Source organism: Peribacillus simplex (assembly GCF_900156045.1).
Classification (GTDB): Bacteria; Bacillota; Bacilli; order Bacillales; family DSM-1321; genus Peribacillus; species Peribacillus simplex_D.
Genome location: NZ_FTMX01000013.1, coordinates 46,329 through 70,876, shown reverse-complemented (window position 1 = coordinate 70,876; position 24,548 = coordinate 46,329). Strand labels below are relative to the sequence as shown.

Annotated in this window: 22 protein-coding genes; 17 read left to right on the top strand and 5 right to left on the bottom strand. The window is 41.2% G+C overall.

Annotation, left to right across the window (positions count from 1 at the left end; all coding sequences use genetic code 11):
- Window positions 1-155 precede the first annotated feature (155 nt).
- From BW986_RS27045 to BW986_RS26975, 15 genes are all read left to right on the top strand, one after another.
- Window positions 156-3,371 carry a pectate lyase-like adhesive domain-containing protein gene (locus BW986_RS27045; protein ID WP_076372660.1) on the top strand — a complete coding sequence of 1,072 codons (3,216 nt, stop codon included), beginning with the start codon at window positions 156-158 and terminating at the stop codon, window positions 3,369-3,371.
- 164 nt (window positions 3,372-3,535) lie between these two features.
- Window positions 3,536-4,603 carry a WxLIP family cell surface protein gene (locus tag BW986_RS27040; RefSeq protein WP_076372658.1) on the top strand — a complete coding sequence of 356 codons (1,068 nt, stop codon included), beginning with the start codon at window positions 3,536-3,538 and terminating at the stop codon, window positions 4,601-4,603.
- Window positions 4,604-4,608: 5 nt separating this feature from the next.
- Window positions 4,609-5,472 (top strand): class A sortase, encoded by an 864-nt coding sequence (locus BW986_RS27035; RefSeq protein WP_076372656.1) that lies wholly within the window; start codon window positions 4,609-4,611, stop codon window positions 5,470-5,472.
- A 186-nt stretch (window positions 5,473-5,658) separates the two neighbouring features.
- Window positions 5,659-6,828: an ATP-grasp domain-containing protein gene (locus BW986_RS27030; protein WP_076372654.1), complete on the top strand. Its 1,170-nt coding sequence runs from the start codon at window positions 5,659-5,661 to the stop codon at window positions 6,826-6,828.
- Between the two features lie 13 nt (window positions 6,829-6,841).
- Entirely contained in the window at window positions 6,842-8,539 is a 1,698-nt protein-coding gene (locus tag BW986_RS27025) for a methyl-accepting chemotaxis protein (RefSeq protein ID WP_076372652.1), read from the top strand.
- Between the two features lie 330 nt (window positions 8,540-8,869).
- Window positions 8,870-9,070, top strand: a complete 201-nt coding sequence (locus tag BW986_RS27020; RefSeq protein WP_034304915.1) for a cold-shock protein — start codon at window positions 8,870-8,872, stop codon at window positions 9,068-9,070.
- A gap of 533 nt (window positions 9,071-9,603) precedes the next feature.
- Complete coding sequence (locus tag BW986_RS27015) at window positions 9,604-9,975, top strand: ArsR/SmtB family transcription factor (RefSeq protein ID WP_076372650.1); 372 nt, start codon at window positions 9,604-9,606, stop codon at window positions 9,973-9,975.
- Window positions 9,968-12,091, top strand: a complete 2,124-nt coding sequence (locus BW986_RS27010) for a heavy metal translocating P-type ATPase (RefSeq protein ID WP_076372648.1) — start codon at window positions 9,968-9,970, stop codon at window positions 12,089-12,091. The genes BW986_RS27015 and BW986_RS27010 overlap by 8 nt, the downstream gene beginning before the upstream one ends.
- 249 nt (window positions 12,092-12,340) lie before the next feature.
- Window positions 12,341-13,606 (top strand): GTPase HflX, encoded by a 1,266-nt coding sequence (gene hflX / locus BW986_RS27005; RefSeq protein WP_076372646.1) that lies wholly within the window; start codon window positions 12,341-12,343, stop codon window positions 13,604-13,606.
- A 708-nt stretch (window positions 13,607-14,314) separates the two neighbouring features.
- Window positions 14,315-15,673, top strand: coding sequence for an NAD(P)-dependent oxidoreductase (locus tag BW986_RS27000; protein ID WP_397223229.1), 1,359 nt, complete (start codon window positions 14,315-14,317; stop codon window positions 15,671-15,673).
- Between the two features lie 26 nt (window positions 15,674-15,699).
- On the top strand, window positions 15,700-16,986 hold the full coding sequence (gene preA, locus BW986_RS26995; protein WP_076372642.1) for an NAD-dependent dihydropyrimidine dehydrogenase subunit PreA: 1,287 nt from the start codon (window positions 15,700-15,702) through the stop codon (window positions 16,984-16,986).
- Window positions 16,987-17,000: 14 nt separating this feature from the next.
- Complete coding sequence (gene hydA, locus BW986_RS26990; RefSeq protein WP_076372640.1) at window positions 17,001-18,419, top strand: dihydropyrimidinase; 1,419 nt, start codon at window positions 17,001-17,003, stop codon at window positions 18,417-18,419.
- Window positions 18,420-18,461: 42 nt separating this feature from the next.
- On the top strand, window positions 18,462-19,946 hold the full coding sequence (locus BW986_RS26985) for an NCS1 family transporter (protein WP_076372638.1): 1,485 nt from the start codon (window positions 18,462-18,464) through the stop codon (window positions 19,944-19,946).
- 18 nt (window positions 19,947-19,964) lie between these two features.
- Entirely contained in the window at window positions 19,965-20,180 is a 216-nt protein-coding gene (locus BW986_RS26980; protein WP_063236190.1) for a hypothetical protein, read from the top strand.
- Between the two features lie 166 nt (window positions 20,181-20,346).
- The gene (locus tag BW986_RS26975) at window positions 20,347-21,981 is read left to right on the top strand and encodes a PucR family transcriptional regulator (protein ID WP_076372636.1); all 1,635 of its coding nucleotides are present in this window, start codon (window positions 20,347-20,349) and stop codon (window positions 21,979-21,981) included.
- Between the two features lie 112 nt (window positions 21,982-22,093).
- Here the strand turns inward: BW986_RS26975 and yhfH (BW986_RS26970) are convergent, their stop codons facing one another.
- From yhfH (BW986_RS26970) to yhfH (BW986_RS29885), 5 genes are read right to left on the bottom strand one after another with little or no spacing between them, the layout of a single operon-like run.
- Window positions 22,094-22,234 (bottom strand): protein YhfH, encoded by a 141-nt coding sequence (gene yhfH, locus BW986_RS26970; protein ID WP_076372634.1) that lies wholly within the window; start codon window positions 22,232-22,234, stop codon window positions 22,094-22,096.
- A gap of 29 nt (window positions 22,235-22,263) precedes the next feature.
- Complete coding sequence (gene yhfH / locus BW986_RS26965) at window positions 22,264-22,401, bottom strand: protein YhfH (RefSeq protein WP_076372632.1); 138 nt, start codon at window positions 22,399-22,401, stop codon at window positions 22,264-22,266.
- A gap of 29 nt (window positions 22,402-22,430) precedes the next feature.
- Window positions 22,431-22,568 carry a protein YhfH gene (yhfH, locus tag BW986_RS26960; protein WP_076372630.1) on the bottom strand — a complete coding sequence of 46 codons (138 nt, stop codon included), beginning with the start codon at window positions 22,566-22,568 and terminating at the stop codon, window positions 22,431-22,433.
- Between the two features lie 31 nt (window positions 22,569-22,599).
- Window positions 22,600-22,737, bottom strand: a complete 138-nt coding sequence (gene yhfH, locus BW986_RS26955) for a protein YhfH (RefSeq protein ID WP_076372628.1) — start codon at window positions 22,735-22,737, stop codon at window positions 22,600-22,602.
- A 42-nt stretch (window positions 22,738-22,779) separates the two neighbouring features.
- The gene (yhfH, locus tag BW986_RS29885) at window positions 22,780-22,914 is read right to left on the bottom strand and encodes a protein YhfH (protein ID WP_098372155.1); all 135 of its coding nucleotides are present in this window, start codon (window positions 22,912-22,914) and stop codon (window positions 22,780-22,782) included.
- Between the two features lie 194 nt (window positions 22,915-23,108).
- Between yhfH (BW986_RS29885) and BW986_RS30475 the strand changes: the two genes are divergently transcribed.
- On the top strand, window positions 23,109-23,267 hold the full coding sequence (locus BW986_RS30475; RefSeq protein ID WP_179086180.1) for a hypothetical protein: 159 nt from the start codon (window positions 23,109-23,111) through the stop codon (window positions 23,265-23,267).
- Window positions 23,268-23,427: 160 nt separating this feature from the next.
- Entirely contained in the window at window positions 23,428-24,318 is an 891-nt protein-coding gene (locus BW986_RS26950; protein WP_076372626.1) for a diacylglycerol/lipid kinase family protein, read from the top strand.
- The last annotated feature ends 230 nt before the right edge of the window (window positions 24,319-24,548 follow it).

Below are 24,548 nucleotides of genomic sequence, written 5' to 3'. Positions count from 1 at the left end.
GCATTCATAGAGAAGATGATACATCGTATGAATTAAATACGGTGTATCACTATTTTATGACTTGTAGAATATTTCACTAGATTAAACTGGAATATTATTGAGCGGAAGATCATGAACAACACTTTTTCAATTGGAATAGAGGTGGAAACATAGGTATGAGAAAAGGACGTCTAACATATAAACGGAGATCCAGAAGGGCTTTAAAGGATTATTCATATATAGGGATATGGGGCATCATATTGGTTATTATGCTGCAGCAAATGAATATAAATGGTTTTTTCAATCTTGAATCCGCAGCCGCCGCAGCTACTGTAAGGCTATCATCGGAACAAAGTACTGTAAGTCTAGGTGACCAAATAAGGCTAGAGGTGAACTCGACCATAGAAGAAGCTGGAATTATTTCAGTAAAGGTTCCTGAAGGGTTGGCATATGACCAAGATGCTACAAGGCAATCATTACAAAATAATGGTAGTCCACCTATGGTGGATTATGAATCTGCTAAAAAAGAAATCACTATAGAGTATAGTGAACAACAAATAGGTGAAAATGAAGTTCATTTATTCTTTCAGGCCCAAAATGCCGGGAACTTTGTGGTAGTTGCGACATCTGATGGGAACCAATCAAATGAGATCAGCATAGATATAGAGGCCATGGAAAAGGATGTACCAGATATAGAGGGGGGAACGATAAAAGAAGATGAAGCAAAGGCTGATGATCAAGAAATAAAAGAAGAACCTGGAGAATTGGTCCAAGTTGAGGAAGAAAAGGAAGAACCTGAAGAATCGGGCCAAGTCGAGGAAGAAAAGGAAGAGCCTGAGGAGTCCGGCCAAGTTGTGGGAGAAAACGAAAAAACAGATGGTGAAAATGTAGATGCCGATCAAGGGGATGCATCTATTGATCAGAGTGATCAAGAGAAGGAACAGGATAATGAAGGTATAGCTAAGGAGGAAGAAGATCTTCCAGAAGTGGATCCTTCCAATAGTATTGAAGGCAATATTATGGCAGCTGCTTTATCCGCTGACGAAATAGACGTTGATAGTTGGGATACTTTTGTAGCTGCGGTGAAAAACACTTCCATATCTAAAATAAATGTAACTAAAGATATTGAAAATCCAAGTGCTTCTGGAGATACTCTAGGATTACGGACTTACCAGGTAACCAGAGATTTGGAGATTAACGGAAATGGACATAGGCTTTCCTTTGGAAACACATCCATTTATTTAGGCGATCCAACCAATGGTATGGGTAACTTCCATATGCACGATATCGTATTGGCACAATACTTTGCAGGTGCATATTCAGAAGATATAGTCGGCTCAAGGCTTAATGTCTCATACACAGGAAAATGGAAATACCGATTTGGAAATATTACTACAGAGCCCTCCGTACAAAGACTAGCTAGGGCTAAATATGCCGAAGTAACGGTTTATGGAGAAATGAATATTGATACACGCGCCGAAAATTTCTATCTGGGTAGCTTCAAAATGGAAAATGGCACGAAGTACATCGGGAATGTAAATTTTTATAATTTTTCGACATTTTATTACGAGTCCGCTGCAAGACCAGGGGATACTGGGGAATCCAGGGAATTTACAATCGGAGATGAAAGTATTGTTCAGCTAACTCAGTCTCAAAAATTAGGGACAACCTATCCCGCAGTCTATCTGTATTACAAAGATATCACGGTAGGGGAAAACGCTAAGCTAGATATCAACATGCCCGGAAATGCTGTTAGATTCAATTATGGAGATGGTTCATTTACTGTAAAAGGCGGTGCTTACGTTAATTTAACAAGCAAGCAAACTTCTGGATCTGTTATTGAATATTATTCAAGCAATAATTCTTTCCATGTTGCTCCAGATGCAGAATTGTATGTTATTGGGAATAGTTCAACGCCATTAATTAATTTAGGACCTCTTACCAGCCATAGGGGAAATAGCTTCACATTGGATAATCCGAAACAATATGATTTGCGGAATATAGGAAATAATACCGCGGTTGGTTTGGGGGCAGATACCTCTGCAACAGGATATGCGAATACTTTTGAAATCAATAAATCCGATATCGATTTATGGAAAACTGGCAGTAACGTTTTGGGGCCATCCGACTTCTCATATGCGGCAGTCGAAAACTTTACTGCTACCGGCCGTCATTCTAGTACTGCCGGCCGTCAAACGGTAGTCTCCTCTGAACCGGCATTACAATCTGGGTTCAATACAACGTACTATAGGCGAATTGCGGGAATGAATACAAAACCTATATTAGAGTTTGAACCAGTGACAGATGCTGATTTAACCATTAAGGCAAGGGTGAAAATCGGGGAAACACCTGATAATGATGGCCTGGATGAGAACGGTGTCGTTCGTTATATGGATGTATATGCTTCCGAGAATCAGGCCAGTGTTGATATCACTGATACACATGGTATAGTTCATCGGGATTTAAAAACGGATGCAAATGGCTATGTGCAGTATATGGATTCGATTTTTAATGTCGGCGGCCAAAAGATGTCTGGAGTATCAACAAGGGGGCCTTGGGTACAAGATGGACAATCCGAAACGACAGTATTTGATGTAACCCCCCCAACACCGGCAGAGGTATCACTTCTAGAGATTGAAGAAGGAACATATCAGATAACTGGAACTGCTGATGAGGTGGGAGCAACTGTCCTTGTTGAAGTGGATGGGAATTCGTTAAAGGATGCTGAAGGGAATCTAATTAAAACGACAGTAGCGGAAAATGGAACATGGACCATTGATTTACCAACACCATTGGCCGCAGGCCAAACTGTACAAATATTACTGAATGATAATACCGGTGAAATTACAGGGTTACCCGATGTTCCAATAACGAACAATATTATGGGGAATGTAAACCCGACTGTAACTATTGAATACCATGATGCCATTTTTAAAGCAGGTCCATTATTTACAGTGGCGGAATACTCAGGAAGTTTAACATTGCTTGCCCCTGACTCTTTATCATTTGGTAGTGATGTTCAAATATCTCCACAATCTAAACGCTATCAAATTGAATCGATGAATCAGAAACTTGGTGTACAGGATGATCGGAAACATAAATCCACTTGGAAGCTGAAAGCAGCCTTAGTGGATGAACTTTACAACTCTGCTTATGATAGTACGTTAACTCTGGTTTATTCAAATAATGGTAGTGACACAGTTCTTTCAAATACAGGATCGCTAATTTATGAACATCTTAGTACCGATGATGAACCACTATATATAAATGACTTATGGTACGGAGATACAAAAAATGGCTTGTTTGTCGAGGCGAAGGCTGGAGAAGCTAGAGTCGGGGAATATGAGGCAAAGATTAAATGGTCATTGGAAGATACTCCAGCAAATGAATGAAAATAGTCAAAGAACCTTATCAAATTAACCTTAATAGAACTTGATATTTTAATAATACTGCTAACAGATGCCCCTGCAAATGGTGTTACAAGTTGGTGTTTGTATAATAAATGAAGATGATACATTGTAAAGTAAGCCGCGCATCAACTTGGAGGTGCTGTCATATGAAAAAGAAATCCATTTTCATTTTATTACTAGTAAGTTGCCTATCCATCATTTTCACTTTTACTATCCTTAAGGCTTCGGCTGCGGAATTCAATTTTGCCGTGGAGACAGTCATTCCAAAAAATCAAGTGGATAAAAAAAAGACATATTTTGATTTGATGATGAAGCCAGGACAAAAACAAGTACTGGAAATCAACTTGCGTAATGATACAGAGAATGATGTTAAAATAAACCCGCTTATCCATAGTGCAACGACAAACCTTAATGGTGTAGTTGAATATGGAGAGAATGATATAGAATCGGATTCGACTTTGCTGTACAAGATGGAAGATATAGTGAAGACGGAAGAGGAAATTATCATTCCAGCTAAAGGAAACTACAAATTAAAAATGGATGTAGTGATGCCAAAAGAAGATTTTGATGGTGTATTAGCTGGTGGCATAATCCTTCAGGAGAAAACTGAAGGTACTGGTGATAAACAAAAAGAGAATGAGAATAATAAAGGTTTGTCCATTGAAAACGAGTTTGCCTATGTCGTCGCCATTTTATTAAGGGAAAATGAAAATGGAATCAAACCGGAAATTCAATTGAATGATGTGTTCCCAGATCAAATAAATGCAAGAAACGTAATCAATGCTAATATCCAAAATATCATGCCCATGTATATGAATCAAATGACCGTGAAAGCGAAAGTGACCAAAAAGGGAGATAGCCAAGTCTTGTACGAGTCTAATAAAGAGGGCATTCAGATGGCTCCAAACTCTAATTTTGATTATCCAATCTCACTGCATGGTGAAAGGCTTCAGGCCGGTGAATATACATTGGAAATGACCGCTGCCTCCATGGGAGAAGAATGGCATTGGAAACGTAATTTTAAGATTGATGGGGGTCTAGCAAAGAAGCTTAATGATAGTGATGTGTCCATTCAAAAGGATTATACTTGGCTTTATGTAATAATAGGGAGTATCGTCATATTATTAGCCTTAATATTATGTGTTATTTTTATGCGAAGAAAGAAAAAAGAGAATGATGAGAATAAAGAACAAATAGCCTGTGCAGAAGAATAGATTGAATGATGTTATATGATTCCATATTTGAGATGCTAAAAAAAAAGAAAGTTATAATATGTGATGTTTTAACAATCATTTCATTCTTTTTTCTTTTATTAATAGGATTTTTGTTGGTTCTTTCACCTTGGGTACAAGAAGCGATGATCAAAAAGGAAATCACAAAGTACAATATAGCTAGTTTTTCTGAAGAGGAAATCCAAGATAATATTGATCATAAAAAGCCTTTTCCTGAGAATGCAAGTATAGAAGCACCCGATTTTCTAAAGGTATTAGCGAATATTTCTTCAGTGAAACGAGAAGACGTGATAGGTGCAGTAGTAATTGAGGGTGATACAGTATCTTTACCGATCTTACATGGTACGAATACACGAAATTTACTTGTAGGTGCCACGACAGTAAAAAACGGTCAAGTGATGGGTAAAGGAAATTATGTGCTGGCTGGACATCATATGAGAGATGACCGCCTGTTGTTTGGGCCTTTATTAAAGATCGAAAAAGGCGCATATATCCATATATCGGATAAACGGAAAATATTCACCTATAAAGTGAAAGAAAAGAAGATTGTCCATGAGACGGACGTTAGTGTTCTTGCAGATACACGAAGTCCTGAACTTACTCTGATCACTTGTGATGTTACGGGGATCGATACGGACAAACGTGTCATCGTTAAAGCGGAATTAGTAGATACGAATGATAATTCCAATCAGGCTGAATTCGAGGGAAAGTATGGATACGGAATGGGAACAGAGCCGACTTTGCATTCAAATGTAACTTATTTCCTTTGGGTTTTATTAGTGGTAGGCTTACCGTGTGTTCTGGTGTTCATCATGTTAATCATAAAGAGACGAAAAGATGAGGCGAGATAGTGATATCTCGCCTTTTTCCTTTGTTCACAAATAATCTTCAAGCTAGAGTGGATGGGCAAAAAGACATATTTAAATTTCACTTTTCAATATGAATATAATAATAAATACCTATATAAGCTAAATACTTACCGCTTTTAACCGATTAAATATGGAGATACAAAAAACAGTATAAGTTAGGTGGAAAAAATGATTATTTTGAATGAGTCCATTGTGTCGCCAATTCTTCTAAAGGTGTTGGAGGAACAGCAAATTCCAGTGCTGGAACAGGGACAATGGGGAGACACATTAACATCAGAAAAGCTAAACATTCAAAAGGATACCGAATTTTTCAAGTCCATGGAAATGGACAAAAGAATTCTTACAAACTCTGAAAATGGCATAACATTGTTAGGTCATTTCCAACCGAATAGTAATGAATACATATGGTCAAAGCTATTGAAGGATAAGAGTCAGGTGCGAAATTTGACGAAATCTTTATATCCTGATTTCTATTTCCAAGATATCGATTTATCCATAATAAGTGACCTGGATAAAAATCAAATACTGTTTCCGGTAGTTATCAAACCCAATATTGGCTATTCGAGTGTTGGGGTCCACAAAGTCAAGAATGAGCAGGATTGGGATATAGCCGTGAACCAGCTTAAAGCGGATTTACTTCATTCGGATGGATTATATGATTCAGAAGTGGTCGGTTCCCAGACCGTTTTAATAGAAGAGTGGATTCAGGGTGAAGAGTATGCCGTTGATGGCTATTACAATCAAGATGGTGAACCGGTCATTTTGAATGTCTTTAAACGATTATTCAAGGATGATTACGATACTTCCGATCGAATTTATTATACTTCGAAATTGGCCATTAACGAAATCTATCATGACGCACTAAAGTTCATGAAGAATATTCAAACGGTCCTTCCACTTAGGAATTACCCTGTGCACTTTGAAATTCGCAAAAAGGGAAACCGGGTGATACCCATCGAAATCAATCCCCTGCGTTTTGCTGGGGCGGGTACAACGGACCTAGGTTACCATGCCTATGGAATGAATATGTATGAACACTATTTTTCAGGAACGAAACCCGATTGGAATCGGATATTGGAAGAGATGGACGATCATATATATAGCTTTTTCTTTGCAGAGGTTCCACTGGAAATAAATCCGGAAGATGTTTCATGTGTGGATCATGATGGACTTCGTCATGAATTCGAACATGTTTTGGAATATAGGCAGCTTCCTTTTCAAAATGACCGGAGCATGGCAATCATCTTTTATAGAAGTGAGGATTTGAATGAAAATCTCCAATTGCTTCATTTGGACTTAATACCATATTTAACTATAAAACACCTGGTTTTCATCTAAGGGGGGCATGGAAATGAGATTTTCAAAGCTTAATCCTAATAAATCTTTGCTGGCAAAACTATTCTTGTTTTATATTATTCCTTTCGTACTTTTCGCAGGGGCCATGGGCCTTTGCTTTTCCTATATTACTAATAAAATGATCAATGAGAATGTCCTTCCGCAATTCGATGAACGCCTTTCTGAAAATGCCCACAGTTTAGCGGCAAGCCTCAATCCGACTTTGATAAACAAAGCTTCCGAACGGGGCGAAGAGATTAGGCGGAACCTGGATGCCTTTGTTGAAGATAAAAAGGGAATTGAATATGTTTATGTGTTGAAGCGGGAGAATGGTGCCGACATGATTGCAGCCTTGAACGGCAGCGAGGACTACATGGTGGAATCCCCTTTCACGCCGGAACAGGCAAAATCGATAAATGGAAACGAAGACGTATTAAGTGAAATATATAAAGATAAGTGGGGTACACACAAGTCGTACTTTACGCCAATCAAAGGAACGGACGCGATTGTCGGAATCGATATGGATGCAAAATTCATCGATGAATTGAAAAGCACAATGATATTCTATAATATCTTATTTCTTGCAAGTGCCATTATATTAGGGGTGCTATGCGCTGTTGTCATCGGGAAAAAGATCTCGGGACCCGTCAATGAACTTGTTGGTTACACGAATGAAATGGCAAAAGGGGACTTAAGTAAATCGATTCCCGTTGATAGACAGGATGAGATTGGCGATCTTTCAAATGGATTCGAAGATATGAGGTTAAGCTTGGCCCATATTATCCAGAATGTCCGTGAACATGCCCAAACGATGAATCAAACGACAGTATCCATTCAGCAATCCTTTGAAGAGATGGTGGAATCCTATGGCCAGATAGTGACGGGGACAACGGAAGAAGCAAAAGCTTCAGAAGAACGTGCCCATCATATTGACCGAATTTCCAATATGATCAGTGAATTAACGGATACAATCCGTTTAATGAATGAACAAACGAATGAAATGAATGAATTTACCTTGCATACGAATACACTTGCTGAACAAGGAAGTAAACAAGTGCAAGATGTAACGAGCCAGATGGATAAAATCATGGAAAATGGCCAAGCGACTAAAGCCAATTTGGTGAGCCTGGAAGAGGATGTAGTGAAGATAAATGAAGTGATTGGCTTAATAAGGGTGATTGCTTCCCAAACGAACCTGCTATCCCTGAATGCTTCCATTGAAGCGGCACGGGCGGGTGATGCCGGCAGAGGTTTTGCCGTAGTGGCTCAAGAGGTGCAAAAATTGGCTGTGCAAACAGATGAATCCATCGATATCATTTCAGAATCCATCATGCGGATTAATGAACAAACAGCCAAGGTCATCCAAAATAATGATGAAAGTTTTCAGGATATAGTAAATGGTGTTTCCTTGGTGGAAAACAATGGCGAGATTTTCAATAAGATATTTGAATCCGTAGAGAAATTGCTGAAAGGCACGGAACGATTGGCCGCCCACTCGAAAAAGATCAATGAGTCTTCGGATGAAAGCCTGGCATCCATTCAGGAAATTGCGGCGATTTCAGAAGAAGGAGTCGCAACGACGGAGCAAATCTCGGCAGCTGCCATTCAACAAAGCACCATAATGACTGGATTGAAGGAACAAAACGAAGATTTAGCAAAAGAATCGGCCATTTTAGAAGAAATGGTAGAAAAGTTTATTACCAAAAATAAATAATCGATGGAACATTTACAAAAACCTCTTTAACTTTGTTAAAGGGAGGTTTTTGTTTGGATGAATGCGTGTGGGAGGTCATGAATCCATTACCTGAAATAGATAGAGCTCATTGGTTAATGCTTGGTTTTAAATGAATTTAGAGAGTATTAAAAATTGCTGGAAAAAAGTTTCCCCAAACTATTTGCAATCGCTACCATTTAATGTTATGCTTAGTCTTAATTATTTTTGTTCGGTACTAAGGATACTAAAAGTACTACTTTTCGTTTTCGATGATGACTTAGAGCAAGGATAGTAATACATTGTGCTTAGATGCACTAGGAGGCAACAACAATGGAACAAGGTAAAGTAAAATGGTTTAACGCAGAAAAAGGTTTTGGATTCATCGAACGCGAAAACGGAGACGACGTATTCGTACATTTCTCAGCTATCCAAAGCGAAGGTTTCAAATCTTTAGACGAAGGTCAAGAAGTTACTTTTGAAGTAGAACAAGGTCAACGCGGACCTCAAGCTTCTAACGTTCAAAAAGCATAATTTCAATAACAAAAAAAGACGGATCCTAATTATAGGGTCCGTCTTTTTTTGTTATGTGAAAATACATAACAAAAAACCCTGCCCAACGATGAGCAGGGTAAATGGTACAAGTAAAGTAAAACGCTAAAAAAGGTTTGCCTAAGTATATCACAGTTTTTCTAAAAAATACTAAATTAAATATATTATACTTATCAAGGCATCAATTAGGAAATTACTGAAATCGTTGGATTGAAGGGACGTGAAGGAATTTATGTCCCTTCTTTTTTTGCCTGAAGTATAGAAGTTTCGGATCAGGGATTCATGGATTCCCTGGAAAGAGGACAGCCTGCCCTTTGTGTTCAGCGAAATTCCAGGGGAACGGCTGCGAAGTGAAACAAAAAACGATGGCCTACATATAAAGACATATAGGCACTTTCACTAAGGCGCTGTGAGGAAGGAGAAAAGATTCTTGTACATTCAAATATAGATTTGAATATTCAGGGAATTGTGTTATATTATAATCAAACGCAGATTTGAATGAGAGGTGTGAGAAGATGACGGAACTGAAAGATATCTGTGATGTCCACCTGCATGATGAAGTAAAGGTTAATCGCATTCACGAGGAAATGAACCAGGTGAATATATCCAGCGTGTCGAAGCTGTTTAAAGTTATCGGAGATGAAAATAGGGCGAAGATAGCTTATGCGCTCTGTAAGGACGAGGAATTGTGTGTGTGCGACCTGGCCCATATCATTGGTGCTTCGATGGCTACAACGTCACATCATCTTCGTACCCTTTATAAACACGCAATCGTAAAATACCGAAAAGAAGGAAAGTTGGCTTTTTATTCTTTGGATGATCACCATATAAAGCAATTAATCCTCATTGCATTAGAACATCAGCAGGAGGTAAGGGTCGATGGCTGAGTCCCCATTAAAAATCTATCGTATCCAAGGTCTATCCTGCACGAATTGTGCGGCTAAATTTGAGAACAATGTCCGTGAACTAGAGGGTGTGGAGGATGCTAAAATCAACTTTGGTGCCTCGAAGATTTCTGTACAGGGCAGTGCGACTATCGAAGAGATCGAAAAGGCGGGTGCTTTTGATAACCTGAGAATCCGCGGTGAACAGGAACAGGTAAAGCAAAAGGAACCATTTTGGAAGCAAAAAGAAAATATAAAAGTGGTGTTCTCGGTTATCCTTTTGCTGATCAGCTGGATATTGGATAATCGATATGCCGATGGAAGCATCATGCCGGTGATCGGTTATGCGGCTGCAATCATAGTTGGGGGATATTCATTATTTGTCAATGGATTGAAGAATCTTGTCAGGCTTCGCTTTGATATGCACACCCTTATGACGGTTGCCATCATCGGGGCGGCCGTGCTTGGTGAATGGGGCGAAGGGGCGACTGTCGTCATCCTCTTTGCGATAAGTGAAGCACTGGAAAAATATTCGATGGATAAAGCCCGTAATTCTATAGAATCATTAATGAACATCGCGCCTAAAGAAGCCTTGATCCGTAGGGGGCATCACGAAATGATGGTTGCTGTTGATGAGATTGAAGTGGGCGACACCATGATCGTTAAACCGGGTCAAAAGCTTGCCATGGATGGCAGGATCATGAAAGGGGCCTCGACACTTAATCAAGCAGCCATTACTGGGGAATCCGAGCCGGTTTTTAAAACGGTTGAGGGTGAAGTGTTTGCCGGAACCTTAAATGGTGAAGGGTTGCTCGAAGTGGAGGTCACGAAGCGAGTCGAGGATACGACTATTGCAAAAATCATCCACCTTGTTGAAGAAGCACAGGCCGAAAAAGCTCCTTCCCAAGCCTTTGTGGATAAATTCGCAAAATTCTATACGCCGGCCATTATGCTAATTGCCTTGGCCATTGCCGTGTTACCCCCGATTGTGATGAACGGGGATTGGAGTGAATGGATTTACCGGGGGTTGGCTGTACTTGTTGTCGGTTGTCCTTGTGCTTTGGTCATTTCTACACCCATTGCCATCGTGACAGCTATCGGAAATGCTGCGAAACATGGTGTGCTGATTAAAGGCGGGGTCCATTTGGAGGAAGCGGGGGCCTTAAAGGCGATTGCGTTTGACAAAACGGGTACTTTAACAAAGGGCGTACCTGAAGTGACTGATTTCACAGTGTTAGCTGATGAGTTGAATGAACAGGACGTGTTGGCTATCGCTGCTGCTTTAGAAAGCAGGTCACAGCACCCCCTTGCCACGGCCATTCTTCAAAAGGCGGAAAACCACGATGTGGACTATCATTCTTTATTGGTAGAGGATTTTACTGCAATCACCGGTAAAGGTATAAAGGGGAAAATCAATCAAACAATCTATTACATTGGTAAACCCAACCTTTTTGAAGAAGAGGCAGGTTTAGTTTTCTCTGATGATGCGCTTAAATTAATCAGCCGCTATCAAAATACAGGGAAAACGGTGATGGTGCTTGGTGATCAAGTGAAGATCCTGGCACTCATCGCAGTGTCTGATGAAATAAGGGAAAGCAGTAAGGAAGCAATTCGGAAACTGCATGCATTGGGCATTGAAAAAACGATCATGCTGACCGGGGATAATATCGGAACAGCTAAAGCTATTGGAGCGGCAGCTGGCGTTCATGAGATCGAGGCGGAGCTATTGCCACAAGATAAATTGACAATCATCAAACGATGGAAACAAAAATATGATCGAGTGGCCATGGTAGGCGATGGTGTCAATGATGCCCCGGCCTTGGCAGCTTCCACGGTAGGAATCGCAATGGGCGGGGCGGGTACAGATACGGCCCTTGAAACAGCCGATATTGCCTTAATGGGTGATGACTTATCGAAGCTGCCTTATACAATCCGCTTAAGCCGCAAAACATTAAAAATCATTAAGCAGAATATCACGTTTTCATTGGTGATTAAAATCCTGGCCTTATTATTGATAGCGCCGGGCTGGTTAACACTTTGGATGGCGATTTTTGCCGATATGGGTGCGACGTTATTAGTTACATTGAATAGTCTTAGGTTATTGAGGATAAAAGAATAGAATATTATGGGCTCCCTGGTGCATCTTAAGGTGCATCAGGGAGCTCTTATTTATGAGTTTTCCAATTGTTTCATGTGAAACTTTGAAAAAAGTAATCGGTCCCGTTATTTTTTTGTTAAATTTTCTTTTATAGTAAAGGGAAGCCCGTTAAACTTGGGCAACAATGCTACAATGTGGCTGGCTTTTAGGCAGTATGATAGGTTTTTAAGCATAATATAGGGAGTAAGGTATGTACGGAAGGGATTTGAAATGATGGAATTACAGCAGAGGGCAATCTTGGTTGGAGTTAATCTCAACGGTCAAAAGGATTTTGAGTATTCAATGGAGGAATTGGCCAATTTAACGGAAGCATGTGAGGTAGAGGTTGCAGGGACCATCACACAAAATTTGCATCGGGTGAACTCATCACATTTTATCGGCACCGGGAAGATCGAGGAAGTGAAAAATCTCGTTGAGCATAAAGAAGCTAATGTCGTCATTTTTAATGATCAGCTCTCCCCTTCGCAACTTCGTAATTTGGAGAGGGACATGGATTGCAAGGTGATCGACCGGACAATCTTAATTCTGGACATCTTCGCGCATCGGGCGAAAACGAAGGAAGCTCAGCTTCAGGTAGAAGTGGCAAAGCTTCAGTATATGCTCCCGCGTCTCGTTGGTTTGAGGGAGTCATTAGGCCGTCAGAGTGGCGGGGTCGGTACAAACAAAGGTGCAGGTGAAAAGCAGTTGGAGCTTGACCGCAGGAGAATCGAGGAAAATATAAGTGTTTTGAATAAAGAACTGGAAGACCTTGTTGCACACCGGCAAACGCAGAGGAAGCAGCGGAAAAAGAATGCCATCCCTGTTGTATCCTTAGTCGGTTATACCAATGCAGGAAAATCTTCGATCATGAATGCTCTGATTGAGATGTTCCACCCAACGGCCGAGAAGCAGGTGTTTGAGAAGGATATGCTGTTCGCTACGCTTGAGACATCCGTCCGAAACATCCCGCTGCCGGATAAAAAGGAATTTTTATTGACGGATACAGTGGGGTTTGTGTCTAAATTGCCCCATCATCTCGTGAAAGCATTTCGCTCCACATTGGAAGAAGTGGTAGAAGCGGACCTGTTAATCCATGTTGTCGATTTTTCCAATCCTAATCATGAGCAGCAAATAGAGATAACGGATAAGACTTTAAACGAGATAGGCATTAAAGGGATTCCAACGATTTTTGCTTATAATAAAGCGGACCTTACCGATTTGGATATTCCCCAGGTGAATCGTGGTTCTGTGTATATGTCAGCGAAAAACAAAGTTGGCATCGAGGAATTGATAGATCAAATTCGTAAGCATATTTTTGTCGACTATATTCGCTGTGAAATGCTGATTCCATTTGAGCTAGGGCAGCTGGTTTCTTATTTCAATGAAAATGGTCACATAACGGAAACAGAATATGAAGCAATCGGATATCGAATAAAGCTTGAGTGCAAGAAAACGGATTATGAGAAATATAAACGATACGTTATTCATCCGGAATGAACCTGCCTGTTGATAAATTGTTAACTGTTTGTTGATAAGTGGAAAAGTCGATTCATTAATGTGGATAACTTTTGGTGGAATGCTTCTGTTCTGCAAAAACAAAGAGAATAATGCCATATAATATGTGAATAAGTTGTGGATAAAAGTGAAAAGACCCAGGAAACCAAGATTTGAGTTTCCGGGATTTTTTTTTATGTGGACAAAGTGTTGATAATTAGGCCTTCAGAAAAAATCATCCAAAGAATATCAATAAGTAGGATGAAAAGTACGTTTGAATGTAGAAAAATGACGATGTTTATCACTTATTGTTAGGAAATATAACATGATTATTACATATTGCATATCTAACATATGGAAATACTTTACACTTTGTATAATGTAACTTACTTTTTAACATTATAAAATAAAGAATACTCAATTCTCTGATTTATCATCAGGATTTGAGTTTTTAAGATTAGTAGGGGGGCTTTTTGTGTTAGAAGGAAGCAGGGACCGAGGCGTGACCAGTGAGAGAATGATAGAAAATAATAAACAAAACGAGAGAATTTTGGCTGGGAAATCGCCATGACTGTTAGTTGAATACATTGATGAAAACCATGTTGGCAATGCTTTCAATCGTTTAAATATGAGGACAGTGGAAAGAAAATCAATTCCTCCCTTTTTTATTTTTCAAAAATAAATGTTTGGAAGGAGAAATAGTGGATGAGTATGACGAGCCCGTTAAAAGGTGATCTGGAGATTAACTTTCAGGAAGCGGAGAGGGGTTTATCCCCGAGGGAAGCTTTGGAAGAATCGAATCGATGTTTATACTGCTATGATGCCCCATGCATCCAAGCCTGTCCGACCGGAATTGATATTCCAGGTTTTATTAAGAAGATAGCTTCAGGTAATTTTAAAGGGTCGGCCAAGACGATCATGACAGCCAATCCTGTCGGTGCCAGCTGTGCGCGGGTATGTCCGACAGAAGAGTTATGTGAGGGGGCATGTGTCCTGAACCATTCTACAAAGCCAATCATGATTGGCAATCTCCAGCGTTATTCCACAGATTGGGCCATCCAAAATAAACAAGCCCTATTCAAGGCCGGTAAGAAGAATGGCAAAAAAGTTGCCATTGTAGGAAGCGGTCCGGCGGGTTTGTCTGCAGCAAGGGAGTTAGCCTTGCTTGGCTACAGTGTAACCATTTTCGAAGCTGAAAAGAATCCAGGCGGATTAAATACATACGGAATTGTATCGTTCCGTTTACCTCAAAGCATTTCTTATTGGGAAGTTGAACAAGTAAAGAGTTTGGATGTTGATATTAAAACGAATACAAGGGTCGGAGTGGATGTTTCCGCAAATCAGCTGACTGCCGACTATGATGCGGTCATTTTAGCGATCGGCATGTCCGATGTTCCTAAGCTTGGAATTGAAGGGGAGGATTTGGCTGACGTTTATGATGCAATCGATTTCGTGAAAGCGACGAAAACAGGGGCAATCACTGATAAATTCATTGGGAAGAAGATGGCGGTTATTGGGGCTGGAAACACGGCGATCGATGCCGCGACCTGTTCTGTACGCCTGGGCGCCGAACAGGTGAGCATTATTTATCGTCGTACCCAAAAGGAAATGACAGCCTATGATTTTGAATATGAGTTTGCCAAACAAGAAGGTGTCGGGTTTCACTGGCTGACTGCCCCTTCCAGGATACTCTCGGATGAAAGCGGTCAAGTTACGGGCATCGAGTGCGTGAAGATGGTGCTTAGCGAGGCGGGGGAAGATGGCCGGCGCCGTCCAGTCCAAATTTCCGGATCAGAGTTCGTCATACCGGTCGATGGGGTCATTCGAGCTATAGGCCAATCCAGGTATGTAGGGTTGATTGAACAGTTCGGCATCCAGCATGATGATGGTGTCGTAACATTGGAGGGTGATTCCTATAGGACATCGAATGAAAAGATTTTTGCGTGCGGTGACGTGATCTTCGGTAAAGGCCAAGGTGAGGCAATGGTTGTTTCAGCTGCCCAGCAAGGGAAGAAGACAGCCTATGAAATTGACTCGATTTTGATGGGCGAAGCGGTGGATATTGCTTAATAACTATGAAAATTAGGAGGCTTATCATGGCTGATTTATCAATTGATCTTGCAGGTATTAAATCCCCCAATCCTTTTTGGCTTGCTTCTGCACCACCTACCAATTCGGGTTATCAAGTCCAGCGCGCATTTGAAGCTGGCTGGGGCGGAGCTGTTTGGAAGACATTGGGTGAACCCATCCTGAATGTCTCATCACGTTTTGCAGCGGTCGGCTTTAATGGACAGAGAGTTGCCGGGTTCAACAATATAGAATTGATTACGGATCGTCCACTTGAAGTGAATCTGAAAGAAATATATGAAACGAAGAAGAGGTTCCCTGATCATGCAATCATTGCATCGGTGATGGTGGAGCCACAACAGGAAAAGTGGCATGAAATCATCAAGCGAATAGAAGATGTAGGGGTCGATGGTTACGAGTTGAACTTTGGTTGCCCGCACGGTATGGCAGAGCGTGGGATGGGAGCTGCTTCGGGACAGGTTCCCGAGCTTGTCGAAAAGCAAACATACTGGGCGAAGGAAGCTGCATCCAAACCCGTCATCGTCAAGCTTACACCCAATATAACCGACATTACGGTTACGGCTGAAGCGGCGGTGCGCGGCGGTGCGGATGCAATAAGCATGATCAATACGATCAACAGCTTGGCAGGAGTGGACATCCATTCATGGAATACGATTCCCCATGTAGGCGGCAAGGGGGCTCATGGAGGGTATTGCGGTCCCGCCGTGAAGCCGATTGCTTTGAATATGGTGGCTGAGTGTGCAAGGAATAAAATGATCAATGTTCCCATTTCCGGAATAGGCGGCATTTCAAATTGGCAGGATACGGTTGAATTTTTATTGATGGGTTCGACTGGAGTTCAAATTTGTACGGCTGCCATGCATCACGGTTTTAGAATAGTAGAAGACTTGATTGATGGCCTGTCCAATTACCTTGATGAAAAAGGGATTTCTTCTGTGATGGATATTGTTGGTAAGTCGGTGCCGCGTTATTCCGACTGGGGGAATTTAGATCTTAATTACAAGGTCGTCGCGCGCATTAATAATGATGTGTGCATTAACTGCAATAAATGCCATATTGCGTGTGAAGATACATCTCACCAATGTATAGATATGTTAAAGGATACATCAGGCAGCTCCTTCTTGAGAGTGCGCGAAGAAGATTGCGTAGGCTGTAATCTTTGCTCGATCGTCTGTCCGGTCGATGGGGCGATCGATATGATCGAATTGACAAATGAATTACCGCCAATGACATGGAATGAACGCCAGTCGTTCCTTGGGGGCATAAGCAGTGAAAGTGTTGATTTCGTAAAATGATGGAGGGGTCGAAGATGAAGAAAATCATTAAAAATGGAACGATTGCAACCGCTGCAGATACGTATCAGGCGGATATATTGATTGAAAATGAGAAGATTGCAATGATTGGCAAGGACCTGTCGTCTGAGGGGGCTGAAATCATTGATGCAAAAGGCGCTTATATTTTTCCGGGGGGCATTGATCCGCATACCCATCTCGATATGCCGTTTGGAGGGACAACGACAAAGGATGATTATGAAACGGGGACGATTGCTGCTGCATATGGAGGCACAACAACGATCATCGACTTTTGTCTGACCGAAAAAGGGGTGCCGTTAAAGAAAGCAATTGAAACATGGCATGAGAAGGCCAATGAAAAAGCGGCCATAGATTATGGTTTTCATTTAATGATCAGTGAGATTAATGATGATGTATTGGCTGAGCTGCCAAGTATTATTGATAATGAAGGGATTTCTTCCTTTAAAGTCTTCATGGCTTACAAGAATGTTTTTCAAGCTGATGATGCCACGTTATACCGCACTTTGTTGCAAGCAAAGGAACTTGGCGCACTGGTCATGGTTCACGCTGAAAATGGTGATGTCATCGATTATCTTACAAAGCAGGCGCTTGCTGAAGGTAACACCGATCCAATTTACCATGCACTGACAAGGCCTCCGGAGCTTGAAGGGGAAGCGACTGGACGGGCAGCTAAACTGACGGAAATGGCAAATGGTCATCTCTATGTGGTTCATGTCACCTGTGAAGATGCGGTTGAAAAAATCACTGAGGCAAGAAATAAAGGGGTGGATATTTGGGGGGAGACTTGTCCGCAATATTTGGTTCTTGACCAATCTTATCTTGAAAAGCCCCATTTCGAAGGATCTAAGTATGTATGGTCCCCGCCGTTAAGGGAGAAGAAAAACCAGGAAGTGCTATGGAATGCTTTGAAAACGGGGCAGCTGCAAACGATCGGCTCCGATCAATGCTCGTTTGATTTTAAGGGACAGAAGGAGCTTGGACGTGAAGATTTCACGAAAATACCGAACGGTGGTCCAACAATTGAGGACCGCATGAGCATCCTCTTTTCTGAAGGGGTCATGAAAGAGCGTATTACCTTGAATCAATTCGTGGACATGACCTCTACGCGTGCTGCCAAACTATTTGGGTTATTCCCTAAGAAAGGGACGATTGCAGTGGGCTCGGATGCTGATATTGTCATTTTTGACCCGAAAGTTGAAAGGGCCATTTCTGCAGATACTCATCACATGGCTGTAGATTATAATGCGTTTGAAGGTATGGAAATTACAGGTGAACCAGTTTCCGTTTTATCGAGAGGTCAATTCGTCATTAAAGACAAACAATTTGTAGGCGAAGCTGGAAAAGGGCAATTCCTGAAACGGGCAAAATATAATGCGGCGCTGAAGCCGGATACCGGGAAAAAGCTTCCAGTCTAATTTCGGTAAGGAATGTTGCAAATTATTTTAGGGGGATTTTCTATGAGTGAGAAGAAAGAATATTTAAAGTCTCCCGATTTGCTGCCTATACCTCATAGTGAGAAAAATATAAGTGCAGCCGGATTTGGTTTCATTTGGGTGGGCATGGCTGTAGTATTGGCTGCCTTCGCAATCGGTGGGAACGGTGTTCAAAGTTTATCCTTAGGCTGGGTCGTTCTTGCAACGGTCATTGCCTGTGTGGTTCTCGGCTTTTTGATGACAATGACAGGAGATATTGGTGTTGAACATGGAATATCATTCCCGGTCTATATGAGGGCGCCGTTCGGTACGATTGGCACCCACATCCCTTCGGTTGTACGGGGTTTTGTAGCGTCATGCTGGTTCGGCCTCAATACTTACTTCGGAGCCACTGCAATGAACGCTATCTTCACAACCCTTTTTGATTTTGATAATTGGTTTATATGCTTCCTCATTTTTGCCGTTTTACAATTAGTCAACACGGCAATGGGAATAAAGTCGATAGAACGATTCGCCGACTTGGCGGCGCCCGTTATCATTTTAATTTCTGGCTGGATGTATTTCACTCTATCCGATCAGGCAGTGGCCCAAGGAAGAGATGTATGGTCCTGGATTGAAAGTCCGGTCACTGGCGGGGCTGCTGCCACGGCTTTCATGGTAGTCATCATGGCTAATATGGGATTTTGGGGCACGTTGACTGCGGATATGCCCACGCTTTCCCGCTATATAAAGGCACCAAAAAATGAAAAAAATTGGTTCAAGCGCAATAAGGGGCAAATAATTGGGAATATTATCACTTATCCCATCACGCAGACGTTCATGGTGATCATCGGAGCGGTTTCTTATATGGCTGTTTCCAATTATGATCCGGTGGTTGCCATACAGGGATCAGCAAGTGGAATTGCTCTCGGCGTCCTTTTAATCATGATCGTATTCGCTCAATGGTCGACGAATACTACGGCCAATGTCATTCCCGCAGCTACCATTTTCTCCAATGTCATGGGTCCTAAAATGCCATTTTGGGCAGGAGTCGTTGTGGCGGGGTTTATTGGGATAGTGGTTCAGCCATGGAGCCTGTTCGGCATCATAATAGAAGTTTTATTAATAATAGGTGGGATCCTGGCATCCATTGTCGGCATCCTTATAGCGGATTACTATTTCCTCCGTAAACGGAGAGTGAATGTAAAAGAACTCTATGAGAGTGAAGGCCAGTATAAATACTTGAATGGGGTGAATTGGGCAGGAATCATTTCTTGGGTGATTGGAGGAATCGGTGCCACGATTTTTTCGAATTATTCGTTTATTATTGGCTTACTTCTCGGCGGTGCAAGTTATTATATATTAGCTAAGTATTGGTGGTTCAAGCAATATGAACAAGCTGAAATAATGGATCCCAGCGATGAGAAATATTTAGGCATTTCCGTTGGCAGGGATTGGAGTATCGAAAAGGATCCAAAACTTGAGGAAGAGATGGTTTTTCCGGCTTCAACCGGCAAGGAGAACGTATGAAAAAAGGGGGGAATGGAAATGTCCGAATATCAAGAGTATCGCTTAGAAAGGGAACAAATCGATTTTTTACTTGAAAGAGGATATCGAATCACCCGTGTTTCCGAAAGTTTAAGTGGAGCTTTTCTCGATTTTGAACTGATTGAAGGAACGAAGCAGGAATGGAAGCAATTGAACATCAAAACCCCGGAAGGAAGGAAATACTTCTCTACATTGCTGTTCAAAAAATTGAATTGAAATAGTTATGGACCGGGCCTATTCCTCGCGAATGGGTCCTTTTTCTTGTACCTGTTCGAGTTTTTTGTAGAATTTTGACGTTAGATTTTCTAACAAGTGTCTGGAGATTTAAAGGTTGTCCGTTTATAATAGATTTTAAAGCAGTTTTATAAAAGGATGTGTATGGATGAATACATCGATTACAATCGAGGAAATTCTAACACGCAAGCATTTTAATCTGACGGATATAATTGCAGGTAGCAGTGGGATAAAGCGTCAAGTGAAGTGGGTACACTGCATGGAAGTCACCCAAATCAGCCATTTGTTAAATGGAAATGAACTGATTCTGACTACCGGTTTAGGGTGGAAAGATTGCGATGACACATTTCTATCCTACTTAAGGCAGTTAATTGAATGCGATGCAGCTGGACTCTGTATAGAGATTGGCGCCAACACCATGGCCGTGCCGCAATGTGCGATCGATCTCGCAAATGAACGGCAATTCCCTATCATCCTATTTCATGAAGAAGTCCCTTTCGTAGAAATCACGCAGGATATTCATTCCCTTATCATCAATAAACAATATGAGATGATCTCCAACTTAGAAAACTACTCCCAGCAGTTAAATAAAAATCTCCTCGAAATTGACCATTATGAACCAATCCTAAAATTTCTCCACAGCTATTTAAATGTACAGGTTATTCTTATCTTTAATGAAAATGATATAGCCAGCATTCCAAAAATAAAGAAAAAAATAACCTATCAAATGGTGGCGGACATATACGAAGAGAAGCGGAAATTGGATAAAACCGTTCTTGGACAGCCGATTCAAGTGCTCGGTGAAAATTATGCGGAACTGCTCATTTGCAGCAACGACAGAGAGTTGACTGATTTTGATTCACTGATCTTGGATCGAACGGCTACCGCATTGGCACAGCATCTATTAAGGGAGTTATATATAGAAGAAAAGAAAATGTCGGAAGAAAGTAAATGGCTTACAAATTGGATTGAAGGTGAATATAGTGACGAAGCAATCCGGGAGAGGCTTTCCTATATTGATCCGAAAATGCAGTTGGATGGCGGAATTGTTTGCATTTGCAAACAACACCCAAAATATAATAAAAGTTCCACAAAATTAGATGGAACCTATTTTAAGATAATGTTTAGAACAGTTTTTGAACAGTACGGCTTTCAGATATTTTCCATGGAAATACATCAGCATCTTGTTTTTATTTTAGGTGATAATCGTGCATCTGAAGATTGGAAATCAAGGGTTACAAGCGCGGTGGATCGAATCATGAAAATGGATGCAAGCGGGCGTAATCGCATGGGGCTGCTTTCCATTGGGTTTGGAAAGCATGTTCAAAGGTTAAGTGAGATTTATAAAAGTTATGAAACGGCCCGTGAGACTTTGCTGCTTCAGGATACATTACCAGAGGACAACAGGAGCTTCTTTTATCAGGACTTACATATGCATCGCATGATTTCGCTCATAAATAAACATGGTAATCTGGAGGAAACGGTATACGAATATTTAGGTCCGGTCATTGAATATGACAAGCAAAACAATGGTGAGTTAATGCCTACCCTGAAGACCTATCTTGCTTGTAACGGTTCCAAGCAGGAAACATCGAAACAACTATTCATTGTCCGGCAAACGCTATATCATAGGCTTGAAAAATTGGAGAAACTGCTAGGTTCTGATTTTATGCGTTCGGATAAGCGCCTAGGCCTTGAATTCATGATTTTTGCATTGGACTTCTTACAATACAGCAGCAGGCAGATAAGCGGAAAATATGTAGACAAATATATTGGGAGATAAAAAAATAAGTACGGCTGAAGGGTGTCCCTGGGACATCCTTTTTTGAATGCAAGGAAATAATGCTGACATCAAATTTGCCTATATAGCAGCTTCTTGATGTCAGCATCTTATATTAATATTCATCTTTTTTGGAAAGGCAGAGGTCACATTCCAAGAGGTAGGATTCAGCTTGTTCAGTGATATGGGTCCCGCATTCCGAACATTGTTTAGGCGGCAGTGTCCTGAAGAATTCCAATGGGTTTTTCGTTTGCATGATGATTCCTCCTTATGATTTGGTTTAATTTAGTCTTCGTGTTTCGAAAGGCAGCGGTCACATTCCATTAAGTAGGATTCAGCTTGTTCAATGATATGGGTCCCGCACTCCGAACATTGTTTAGGCGGCAGTGTCCTGAAGAATTCCAATGGGTTTTTCGTTTGCATGATGATTCCTCCTTCTTGATTTGGTTTAATCAGTCTTCGCGTTTGGAAAGGCAGTGGTCACATTCCATTAAGTAGGATTCAGCTTGTTCAGTGATATGGGTTCCGCACTCCGAACATTGTTTAGGCGGCAGTGTCCTGAAGAATTCCAGTGGATTTATAGTTTGCATGATGATTCCTCCTTTTTTTTATTTGGTTTAATCAGTCTTCGCTTTTGGAAAGGCAGCGGTCACATTCCATTAAGTAGGACTCAGCGTGCTCAATAATATGGTCACCGCACTCGGGGCAATGTTTAGCAGGGATATTGTTAAAAAACTCAATCGATTTTTTCATTTGCATGATATTTCCTCCTTTTAATGGTAGATATATTTTCCGATCGCTTTATTCTTCACGTTTGGAAAGGCAGCGATCGCATTCCATCAGATAGGAATCTGAGTGGTCCACATGTGTTTCACCACACTCCGGGCAATGTTTAAATGAATCGATTATGAATAAATCTGATTGATTTGCTTGCATGTCTCGCTCCTCCTCTTTATAGTACAGTTTTGGGTGTTTACTAGTTGTTATAATACAGTATATACCCGAATTTGGAAATTGTATAGGTATTTTACAGAAAATTTGAAATTTTTTTCGTTGATAGTGTGAAAACCTTATAGGAAAGGGATTTATCATCCATTTATTTTTGTATTTTTCTTCACGGCAAGTAGGGAATGGAAGAAATGATGCTTTTTATGAAAGGGAAAAACAAAGAGGGAGCGAAAGGGACAGGCGATTTTCAATTGGTTGAGCAAGGTATTAATGTAACAGATGTGGAACAGGAAAGTTCAGTGATAAGTGAATGCCTGTTTCAAAGCCTATGTAACAAATAATAGCTTGTTTTAAAATGAAGGCAATATTCAAGTGGCAGCGATTATTTGTAAGTTACTGGGGGAAATGCTTATTTAACAATCAGAAAAAATGTCCGTGTGGTTTTAGTACATCAGTAAAGAGGTAACTTGCTAGTAGAAGTACAATAATGGGAGGTAGCATATGTCGAAAGCGATGATTATCATCAATCCGTCTTCAGGTAAGGAAAAGGCAGGAAAGATTTTGCCGAAAGCGAAAGAGGCCCTTGGTGAGATTTATGATGAGGTAAGTGTTTGTAAAACGGAGGGAGAGGGGGATGCTACGGATTTTGCAAAGGAGGCCTGTGCAGAAAGGTTCGATGCTGTCATTTCCATGGGTGGGGATGGAACGGTGAATGAGATAGTGAATGGCTTGGGCGAGCAGCAACATCGGCCTATTTTCGGAATCATTCCACTAGGAACTATTAATGACTTCGCGAGATCTTTGGGAATACCCCTGAATCCCAATGCAGCCATTGAGATATTAAAGGATATGCATATTAAGGAATCGGACATAGGGAAGATCAATGACCGTTACTTCATGAATGTGTTGGCAGTAGGGGCGATCGCCGAGGCTACCTATAATGTTACCGTTGAACAGAAAACCCGTCTGGGGTCTTTTGCATATTTCATTGAAGGAGCAAAAGCGATCATTAAAAAGACTCCGTTTCCTTTAACGGTTGAACATGATCAGGGAAAATGGATGGGCGAGGCTCATTTACTAATTGCAACAATGACTAACTCTGTCGGCGGTTTCGAACAACTTGCACCAGAGGCGGAAGTGAATGATGGAAAGCTGCACACATTCATCATTAAGGATTTATCTCTTCCTCTCATCGTCAAGATCATTCCCAGTTTGATTAGGGGGGAGATCAAGGAGCATGACGAAGTTGAATATATTAAAACATCCAAGCTCCATTTAGCCACTTCAGAGGAACTGGCAGTCAATATCGATGGCGATGAAGGCATCCTTCTTCCTTTCCAGGCAAATGTACTGCACAAACATCTTCGTCTCTTTGTCCCGGGAACTAAATAAGTTTTTAGTCCCAGCTTGTTATGTGGGTGTCTTTTCACAAGGCTCTTTTTGTATAAAGATTGTTGTTTTTAAAACGATACTATTTAAGGTTGATTGGAGCGGAAGTGCGAGACTCCAGCGGGAGCAGCGGGACAGGTGAGACCCCACAGGCGTTTACGCCGAGGAGGCTCACCGCCCGCCCCGCGGAAAGCGAGCATCTGGAGGGGAAATCAACCACACCGCACTACTTG